This is a genomic window from Novosphingobium capsulatum NBRC 12533 (assembly GCF_001598375.1).
In the GTDB taxonomy this organism is placed as follows: domain Bacteria; phylum Pseudomonadota; class Alphaproteobacteria; order Sphingomonadales; family Sphingomonadaceae; genus Novosphingobium; species Novosphingobium capsulatum.
Window position 1 is genome coordinate 62,035 of sequence record NZ_BCYV01000020.1, and the last position, 9,224, is coordinate 71,258.

The following is a 9,224-nucleotide window of genomic DNA, read 5'->3' on the forward strand; positions in this document are numbered from 1 at the left end:
AGCAATCACCCGGCGCAGCAAGACAGTTTGGCGACATCCTTATCAAACGTTTGGGCCGCCAGTTTGAGGCCTTCCACAGTGGTCAGGTAAGGAAATATCGTTGCACCCAATTCCAGGGTGGTCATGCCGTGTTTGATCGCCAGCACCAGTGTCTGGATCGAATCCGCGCCTTCGGGTGCCATGATCTGGCCGCCCAGCAAACGGTCGTTCGCCTTGTCGGCAATCAGTTTGATGAGACCCCGCGTATCGCGTGCTGCCAGTGCCCTTGGCACAGCATCGAGCGGGAGCAGCGAAACCTTGATGTCCAGGCCTTGCGCCCGTGCTGTCGTTTCAGTGAGGCCGGCGCTGGCGACTTGCGGGTCGGTGAAGACGACGGATGGCATGGAGGAATTGTCGTAGCGGTATTGGTTGCCCGTCACCGCGTTGCGCGCGGCCAGTTTTGCGCCATAGGCGGCCATGTAGACGAACTGGTCCCGTCCCGTTACATCGCCCGCCGCGTAAATGCCTGGAACCGACGTTTCGAGGTGGTCATCGACGACGATTCCACCATTACGGGCAAGCACTATGCCGCGCTCCTCCAGCCCAAGCCCGTCGCTATTGGGTCGGCGTCCGGTGGCGATGAGCACCTGTTCCGCCGCGACGGTGTCACAATGCCCCTCGCAGGTCAATTCGACCCCGCTCTGTGTTTGGGCGATACGCTGATAGCCGACACCTGCGCAAACCCGCACGCCCTCGGCTTCCAAATAGTTTTTCAGCGCGGCACTCACTTCCGGGTCCATTTCGGGGAGCAGGCGGCTTCGGCAGCAGATGGTGACATCAACGCCCAGACGCGAAAACATCTGTCCCAGTTCTACCCCGATCACCCCGCCACCGATCACCAGCAGCGATTTGGGCAAGCGATCCAGCGCCAGCGCCGATGTGCTGGTTAGGTAGGGCACGCTGTCCATCCCCGGAATCGGCGGCACGGCGGCGTGCGCACCCATCGCCAATATGACCTTGCCGACCTTCATGGGCGCATCGCCGACAATCAGCGCACCATCGGCAAAGCGTGCCTTGCCCTCGATATAGCTCACACCGTCATAGGCGGGCAGCAGATCGACATATTTTTTTTGGCGCAGCGTCGTGACAAGATCGTCCTTCGACGCCGCCAATACGGACCAGTCATCCATCTGGACAGCGCCCCCAAGGCCGGGAAAGCGCGCGGCGGCAAGCCCACCATGCACCGCTTCGGCGGCGCGGATCAGCGTCTTGGAAGGAACGCAGCCAACATTGACACAGGTGCCGCCAATCGTGCCGTGACCGACGAGCGCCACTTTCGCGCCCAGATCGGCAGCGGCGATCGCGGCGGAGAACCCGGCAGAACCCGCGCCGATGACGGCCACGTCAAATCCTTCCTGCCCGGGGCGGTTGCAACAGTCGTTCATTGCTTATCGCTTTCTTGAGGCGCTGGCGGCGCCCCGCTCAGTTTTGAATAGCGCGCGCCGGATAACCCGCGTTGGTTGATGCAGCGGCAATCGCAGCAGCATTGGTGCGGCGCGGGTTATAGGTTGCGCGCGCGGTCTTGGCTGCGAAATCGACCGTGACCGCCGTTACCCCGGCGACGCCTTCCATCGCCTTCTTCACGGTGATCGGGCAGGTGGCGCAGGTCATGTTCTCTATGGCAAAGGTGGTTTGCTTCTGAGCGGTTGCGGTAGCCGCGGGGCGATCTTGCGCCGTGCCACTAACTGCATAGGCGACCCCGCCGCCAGCCATAGCCAGCACGGCCATAGCGATACATACTGTCTTTTTCATGGGTATTTCCTTTCAATAGAACCAGGGTGCCCACCAGTCGATGGTGAGCGCCAGGATGGCGACGGCAAGGCCCAGCCACAGCACCGCCTTGGTGGTCCAAGCCGATTGTGGACGAGCGCAGTAGGAACCGTCTTCACAGGGCGGTTTCGGCTTGAAATAGACATGCCAGAAGCCGTAGCCGAGCAGCGCGAGCGTTACGCCTGCGACATAGGGCTTGTAAGGTTCGAGCGCCGTCAGGTTGGCGATCCACGCGCCGGAAATTCCGAGCATAACCAACAGTAGCGGGACGACGCAGCAAGCCGAGGCGAGCCCCGCGCCGATCAATGCGCCCGCCGCAACCCAGTTTGCCTGCTTCGGCTCGTGGTTTTCGGTGAGGGCTGGCTGTCCCGCTTCCGGCGTTGAGACCATGGCTTGAATCCCTTGTTCCAACTGAGTGATTCGCAGTGTAGGCTCTGTAGCCACTACAGACTCAAGAGGTATTTTCATGGAGCAACAGGTCGGCATCTTGCGTGCCCAGCTTGCCCGGAAAACAGGCTGCAATCTCGAAACCATCCGCTATTACGAGAAGGTGGGATTGCTGCCGGGGCCGCCTCGCAGTTCCAACGGCTACCGCGTCTATTCGCCGGAACTGGTGCAAAGGTTGCAGTTCATCCTGCGCGCGCGCGACCTTGGCTATGCAATGGATGAGATACGGTCATTGTTGTCGCTCACCGATACCGGTGCACAAACCTGCGCGGAGGTTATGGCGAGAACCGAACTCCACCTTGAAGATGTCCGCCGCCGCATTGCAGATTTGCAGAAGATAGAGGTGACGCTGGCGACCACGTTAGCCAGATGCACTGGAGATGACGTTGCCGAATGTCCCATCCTGGAAGCACTCCAGTTTTTACCCCATCAAGGCAATTGACGCCATCTTTGAGGGATTTGATTTTGTGATGTCAGCTTGGAGTATAGCCTAACCGGACGTCAGGGCGCTACCGCGGTTTCTGTCAGATTAGGGTACTAAACGGAATTTGTTGACGAATGTCGTTGCGTATCATAGATTTCAACCTGACATTTTGATGGAGAGAGTGCGCAGTGAAGGGGCAACGGATCGGCTATGTCCGGGTCAGCACGTTCGATCAGAATGTGGATCGCCAATTGGAAGGTCAGTCGCTCGATCGGACCTTCACCGACAAGGCATCGGGCAAGGACGTCAACCGCCCCCAGCTTGAGGCTCTGCTCACTTTCGCCCGCGAAGGCGATACCGTCGTCGTCCACAGCATGGATCGGTTGGCCCGCAATCTGGATGACCTGCGCAAGCTGGTCCAGGGCCTCACCAAGCGAGGTATCCGGATCGAGTTTGAGAAGGAAAGCCTGTCCTTCTCGGGGGAGGACTCCCCGATGGCCAATCTGATGCTCTCGGTCATGGGTGCGTTTGCTGAGTTCGAGCGCGCCCTGATCCGCGAACGGCAACGCGAAGGCATTGCGATCGCTCGGCAGCGCGGCGCCTATCGGGGGCGGAAACGGTCGCTCTCGGATGAGATGATTGCCGATCTGCACCGCCGCGTTGCCGCCGGTGAACGCAAGGCGACCATCGCGCGCGACATGGGCATCAGCCGCGAAACCCTCTACCAGTACCTTCGCGCCGCTGCCTGACACCAATGTTCACATTATGTCCGGAAAATCGTTGTTCAGCGTACAAAGCTTGAGGTGACGCCAATATTGTTCCGTGGAGTACCAGGCCGAGCTGCGTCGCCACGGCATCCGCATCTCCATGTCCGGCAAGGGGAATTGCTACGATAACGCGATGGTCGAGACGTTCTTCAAGACGATCAAATCCGAACTCGTCTGGCGGACGGTCTTCTACACCCGTGACCAGGCCAAGCAGGCCATTGCCCGCTATATCGATGGATTCTACAACCCGATCCGGCGTCACTCCGCGCTCGACTACATCAGCCCCGCGCAGTTCGAACGAACCGCGTCACGCTGAGCAAATGCCTCTCCACTTAAGCGGGGCAAGTCCATCGAGCCTTCGTCCAACAATCAGGGGCTTGGCCTGGTACGATGCCGCCAAGCGGAGGGCGGACGCTCTGCCCAAACCGGTCGAAGCCCCTGTGACCAGCACCCACGAGTTCTTGATCGCCAGCGGTTTCACGCGTTTTCCAGAGCCTTGTATAGGGCGGTTTTGCCGATCTTGAGCCGGGCCGCCGCCTCACGAACAGTGAGGCCCGCTGCGATATGCGCCCGCGCTTTACGTAGTTTGTCGGGGGTAACGACAGGCCGGCGACCACCCTTGTTGCCCCGCTCGCGTGCGGCCTTGAGGCCGGCATGAGTGCGTTCACGGATCAGGTCACGCTCGAATTGGGCCAGCGAGCCGAAGATGTTGAACACCAGCATGCCGCCCGAAGTGGTGGTGTCGATATTCTCGGTGAGTGAGCGGAACCCGATGCCGCGCGCCGCAAGCTCGCCGACCTTCTCGATCAGGTGGCTCATCGAGCGGCCGAGGCGGTCGAGTTTCCAGACCACCAGCGTGTCGCCGGGGCGCAAATAGGCGAGCGCTTCGGTTAGGCCAGGCCGATCGGCTTTTGCCCCGGATGCGTGATCGTCGAATATACGGTCGCACCCGGCAGTGTTCAGCGCGTCAAGCTGGAGCGACAGCTTCTGGTCTGCGGTCGAGACGCGCGCATAGCCGATCAGCGCCACATGATGCCCGATCCTGTCCGTTTTCCCGTCATTATGCGATCTTGTCCGAATCGCCGTTACAGGTCCAGAGTTAACGGACATATTCCTGTTGGCCGCCAGAGGACCGTCTGACGGACACGCAAAGCGAAGGAGATGATGCTTGGCGAGACGGCGACTGGTGAGCCTGGAAATCTGGGCGAGGCATTATGGCGCGCCGCTCGATGAGCGCGAGATCGCGCGTCATTATACGCTGACCAGCGACGACCTGGAAATTGTCGGCCGCCGTCGCGGCGATGCCACCCGGCTCGGCTATGCGATGCTCATGCTATATATGAGATGGCCTGGCCGTGCGCTGGAAGCGGGCGAAGTCCCGCCCGCTCCTGTGCTCGCCTATGTGGCGCAGCAACTCGGCGTCGCGCCGGCAGCCTTCGCGGATTATGCCCATCGGGACCAGACCCGTCGCGAGCATCTCGTCGAAATCCGACGATCGCACGGGTTCAGGATTTTTGACCGCAACGCTTTCCGTGAAGTTGTCGCCTTCTCGGTCCCAATCGCGCAGACCATCATACACCCCGGCCAGATGGCAGACGTCATCGTCGATGAACTCCGGCGCCTGCAGATCCTCCTGCCTTCTCCGTCGATTCTCGAAGCGGTGCTGCGGCGGGCGCGCCAGCAAGCCGAACAGCTTACCTATGAAGTGCTCACGAATGGCCTGCTGCCTGACACCCTTCAGGGCCTGGACGATTTGCTGGCCCGACGACCGGGGCAGGTCGCGACATGGCTATCCTGGATGCGCAATGCGCCACAATCGCCGGCAGCGCGCAACATCCTGCGCCTGATCGAACGGCTCGCCTATATCCGCGCGCTGGGCCTCGATCGCGCCCGTGCCGACATGATCCCGGCTTTGACTTTTGACAGGCTGGCGGACGAAGGCAGCCGCATCACACCCCAGCACCTTGGCGAACTCAATGCCCTGCGCCGCCATGCGACGCTGGCGGCAACCGGCATCCGGCTTGAGGAAAGCCTGACCGACGCCACCCTGACGATGTTCGACAAGCTGTTGGGCAGCATGGCGCGCCGCGCCGAGAACCGGACCCGCGACAAAGCCCTCAAGACGGTGCGCGAGTTGCAAGGCCACCTCCGGACGCTCACGGGGTCTTGCCGCCTCCTCATCGACGCGCGCAGCAAGGGCGTGGATTCTCTGGCGCAGATCGAGGCGCTGGACTGGCAGCACTTCGCCGTGGCCGTCGAGCAGGCCGAAGTGCTCGGGCGACCGGAAACCGTCGATCGCACCGCCGAATTGATCGAGCGGCATCGGACGGTGAAGCTCTTTGTCGGCGCTTTTCTCAACGCCTTCGAGTTTCGCGGCGCCGGCGCGGTTCAGGGGCTCCTGTCAGCGCTGGCCATCATCGCGGAGCTATATCGGACCGGCAAACGGCGCTTGCCTGATCGCGTGCCGCTACGCTTTGTGCCGCCCGCATGGCGCCCGTTCGTCCTGCGGGATGGCATCGTTGATCGTGCCGCTTATGAACTATGCGCCTTGTCGCAACTACGCGAGCGGTTGCGAGCCGGGGATATATGGGTCGCGGGAAGCCGGCAGTTTCGCGATTTCGACAGCTATCTCATACCGCCGGCGACCTTTGCGGCGCTGCGCGAGAAGGGGCCGTTGCCGCTCGCCATCGAAACGGATTTCGAGCGCCATATCGAGGAACGGCGCACCAGGCTCGACACGGCGATCGAGCAGGTAACGGTCCTTGCACGGCAAGGGGAGCTGCCCCAGGTTAAGCTTGACGAAAACGGTCTCATCATCTCGCCGCTGAAGGCGGCAACACCGCCCGCCACCGAGATTGCCCGTCGCGCCGCCTATGATCGACTGCCGCGCGTGAATATCACCGATCTTCTGCTGGAGGTCGATGCCTGGACCGGGTTCAGCGAATGCTTCATCCATCGTCGTTCGGGCCGGGAAGCCGACGATCGCAATGCGCTGCTCACGGTCATCCTCGCCGATGGCATCAATCTCGGCCTCACACGCATGGCGGAAACCTGCCGGGGCGCAAGTCTGCGTCAGCTCGCCCATCTTCACGACTGGCACATCAGCGAAGCCGCCTATGGCGAAGCGTTGGGAAGGCTGATCGACGCCCATCGCGCCATGCCGCTCGCCGCGCTGTGGGGAGACGGCACCACTTCGTCGAGCGACGGACAGCAATTTCATGCCGGGGGCCGTGGGGCCGCGATCGGCGACATCAACGCGCGCAGCGGCAACGAACCAGGCGTTGCCTTCTACACCCATGTCTCGGATCGATATGACCCCTTCGCAAGTCGGGTGATCGCGGCGACCGCTGGCGAAGCGCCCTATGTGCTGGATGGCTTGCTGTATCACCAGACCGGCCTGACGATCGAGGAGCACTACACCGATACGGGCGGGGCATCGGACCATGTGTTCGGCCTCATGCCCTTCTTCGGCTACCGCTTCGCGCCGCGCCTGCGCGACATCAAGGAGCGTCGTTTACACCTCCTTCCCGGCCAAGAATCCGGCCCCTTGCTTGCCGGCATGACGGCCGAACCGATCGCATTGGGTCATGTCGCGGCGCATTGGGACGAACTGCTGCGGTTCGCCACGTCGATCCGCACCGGCACCGTCACTGCTTCGGCAATGCTGCGCCGCTTGTCCGCCTATCCGCGACAGAACGGACTGGCCCTCGCACTACGCGAGCTGGGCCGCCTCGAACGCTCCATTTTCATGCTCGACTGGCTGCGCGACATCGACCTGCGCCGGCGCACCCAGGCGGGCCTCAACAAAGGCGAAGCCCGCAACGCGCTCGCCCGCGCGCTCTTCTTCAACCAGCTCGGCGAACTGCGCGATCGTCGGTTCGAGAACCAGACCTATCGCGCCTCCGGCCTCAACCTGCTCGTCGCCGCCATCATCTTGTGGAACACTCGCTATCTCGAAATGGCGCTGGCGGACATCGGCACAGCCGACGAAATCGCACGCCACATCGCGCCATTGGGCTGGGAGCATATCTCGCTGACCGGTGACTATAGCTGGAATGTTGAAGATCAACCCGATCCGGACGCCTTGCGACCGCTGCGCGCCGTCAACTCCCTACTTGCCGCGTGACGTTCGCTATCCGTTCGCCCTTTCCGTGCAGATACGTCACTTTCGTGTAGTCACCCCAAGAAAGTGGTTCCGGAAACGGTATGGATCTTATCCTGTGTAAACGCTCGCGCTAAATGGCGGCGTTCTGATCGCGCTATTTGTCAGTTGCCGGGTCCGATGACGAGGCAATCGCGCGCGGCCTGAACGATGTCAGCGGTGACCTCCTCGACGCGGTTGAGGGTCATGATCCGCCGCATCTGCGCGAACAGGCGCTCCATGAGCCGGAAGTTGCCGCGCGTGATGCGGATCACGGCTGCCTGCGCTTCGATCGCGTCGAGTTGGGCCGGGTCGAAGCTGATCCCGAAATCGCCGGCGTGGGTCGCGAGCAGCAGCCGCATTTCGGTCTCGGTAAGCGGTTTGAACTCGTGGACGAAGCCGATCCGCGAGTAGAGCTGGGCATAGCGGGCGAGGCGCTTCTCCAAGCCCGGCATACCCATCAGGATCAGCCCGAAGCCGTGGCGATCGGCCATGTCGCGGAGATGTTCGAGCGACTTTATGGTCAGGCGGTCGGCCTCGTCGACGATGACGAGGGGGCAGGCGATGCGGGCGGCGTCATGGGTGATTTCGTCCTGCGAGCCGCCCGCGACCGTCAGCCGGGCATAGCCCAGCTTAATGAGGTTGAGGCCCAACACCGCGTCGATCGTCTTGGGCGTGTTGCTGACCGACACGGTGTAGAAGACGGCGCGGCAGCGAGCGACCTTTTCGCCAAGGAGCGCGGCAATGGGACGGAGCGCGGCATATTCCCCCAGGTCGGGGAAGCTGGAAAACTCGCGCGCCGATCGCGTCTTTCCGACGCCCGGCCGGCCATGACACACGCCGATATAGCGGTAGTGCGCGCAGGCTTCGGCAAACTCGACGAACCGGGCATGTTCGCGGGTCGCCAGGAACGGCTGCTCGACCAGGAACTCAATCGTCAGCGGCGTAGAGCCGGAGCCCTCGGTAGGTGGTGGGCCGGGAAGCCGTATCCTCTTGGTCGCCATCGAAGGTCTCCGTGGGGGCAGGCACCTGCTTGTCGCGCTCCTTCGCGCCGCGCCGGGCGCGCTGGATCGCGCGCAACGACGGGTGCCCAGCGTGCTCGGAGCTGAGCGCACGGCAGACGAACCGGCCCTGGTGGTAGACGTGGATCTCGGTCAGGTCGCGGGGGTCATAGACCGCCTCGACCTGCTCGCCGACGAAGGCCGCGAGCGTGGGTTCGACATAGCGCCTGCCCATCAGACGGATGCCGTCGCGCAGCACTTTACGGGGCTTGGGCACGTGCACGAGCAGCATGTCGAGCTGTTCAAGGCTGTCGGGCATTGCGGGCAGGAACCCGCCCTTCTGCCAGCGCGTGATCGGCGGTTCGCCGGTGCTGCCATGCGGGCGACGATGATAGACGCCGCACACGAACGCCTCGAAGCGGGCGCGCAGCTCGTCGAGCGTGAGCACTGGCGCCGACAGCGGCTTGCCCGCGATCAGGTGGCCGGGCAGGTCGGGCAGGAACATGTCGTTGATGGTGCGGAACAGCCGCTCGATCTTGCCGCGCCCGCGAGGACGCCCCGGCAGCGAATGGATGAGGCGGATTTTGAGGGCGATGCACGCCTGCTCGATATGCTCGGAGATGAAATCCGAGCCG

General features: G+C 62.6%; 9 protein-coding genes and 1 pseudogene. 4 read left to right on the forward strand and 6 right to left on the reverse strand.

Annotated elements, in window-relative coordinates; genetic code table 11:
* Positions 1-5 precede the first annotated feature (5 nt).
* The 3 genes from merA to SCA01S_RS17615 form a co-directional block, all read right to left on the reverse strand.
* A complete protein-coding gene (gene merA / locus SCA01S_RS17605; RefSeq protein WP_021222959.1) occupies positions 6-1,382 on the reverse strand; it encodes a mercury(II) reductase in 1,377 nt (458 codons plus the stop codon).
* A gap of 79 nt (positions 1,383-1,461) precedes the next feature.
* Positions 1,462-1,767, reverse strand: a complete 306-nt coding sequence (locus SCA01S_RS21920; protein ID WP_017503487.1) for a heavy-metal-associated domain-containing protein — start codon at positions 1,765-1,767, stop codon at positions 1,462-1,464.
* A 36-nt stretch (positions 1,768-1,803) separates the two neighbouring features.
* Positions 1,804-2,199: a mercuric transporter MerT family protein gene (locus SCA01S_RS17615; RefSeq protein ID WP_014072602.1), complete on the reverse strand. Its 396-nt coding sequence runs from the start codon at positions 2,197-2,199 to the stop codon at positions 1,804-1,806.
* 76 nt (positions 2,200-2,275) lie between these two features.
* Here SCA01S_RS17615 and SCA01S_RS17620 point away from each other — a divergent pair, with 76 nt between their 5' ends.
* The 3 genes and pseudogenes from SCA01S_RS17620 to SCA01S_RS17630 form a co-directional block, all read left to right on the forward strand.
* Positions 2,276-2,698 carry a MerR family transcriptional regulator gene (locus SCA01S_RS17620; RefSeq protein ID WP_014072603.1) on the forward strand — a complete coding sequence of 141 codons (423 nt, stop codon included), beginning with the start codon at positions 2,276-2,278 and terminating at the stop codon, positions 2,696-2,698.
* Between the two features lie 170 nt (positions 2,699-2,868).
* Positions 2,869-3,429, forward strand: coding sequence for a recombinase family protein (locus tag SCA01S_RS17625; protein ID WP_004213255.1), 561 nt, complete (start codon positions 2,869-2,871; stop codon positions 3,427-3,429).
* Positions 3,430-3,490: 61 nt separating this feature from the next.
* Positions 3,491-3,763: pseudogene (locus tag SCA01S_RS17630) on the forward strand (integrase core domain-containing protein); the annotation flags it as partial.
* A gap of 161 nt (positions 3,764-3,924) precedes the next feature.
* On the opposite strand, the gene SCA01S_RS17635 reads toward SCA01S_RS17630, so the two are convergent.
* Positions 3,925-4,476, reverse strand: coding sequence for a recombinase family protein (locus tag SCA01S_RS17635; RefSeq protein ID WP_004213210.1), 552 nt, complete (start codon positions 4,474-4,476; stop codon positions 3,925-3,927).
* Positions 4,477-4,615: 139 nt separating this feature from the next.
* On the opposite strand from SCA01S_RS17635, the gene SCA01S_RS17640 reads away from it, so the two are divergent.
* The gene (locus SCA01S_RS17640; RefSeq protein WP_062787897.1) at positions 4,616-7,573 is read left to right on the forward strand and encodes a Tn3 family transposase; all 2,958 of its coding nucleotides are present in this window, start codon (positions 4,616-4,618) and stop codon (positions 7,571-7,573) included.
* 140 nt (positions 7,574-7,713) lie between these two features.
* Here the strand turns inward: SCA01S_RS17640 and SCA01S_RS21930 are convergent, their stop codons facing one another.
* Positions 7,714-8,592, reverse strand: a complete 879-nt coding sequence (locus SCA01S_RS21930) for an AAA family ATPase (RefSeq protein ID WP_009824028.1) — start codon at positions 8,590-8,592, stop codon at positions 7,714-7,716.
* The coding region (locus tag SCA01S_RS17650) for a Mu transposase C-terminal domain-containing protein (protein WP_174544807.1) at positions 8,519-9,224 on the reverse strand (706 nt) is incomplete at its 5' end. The genes SCA01S_RS17650 and SCA01S_RS21930, both read right to left, overlap by 74 nt.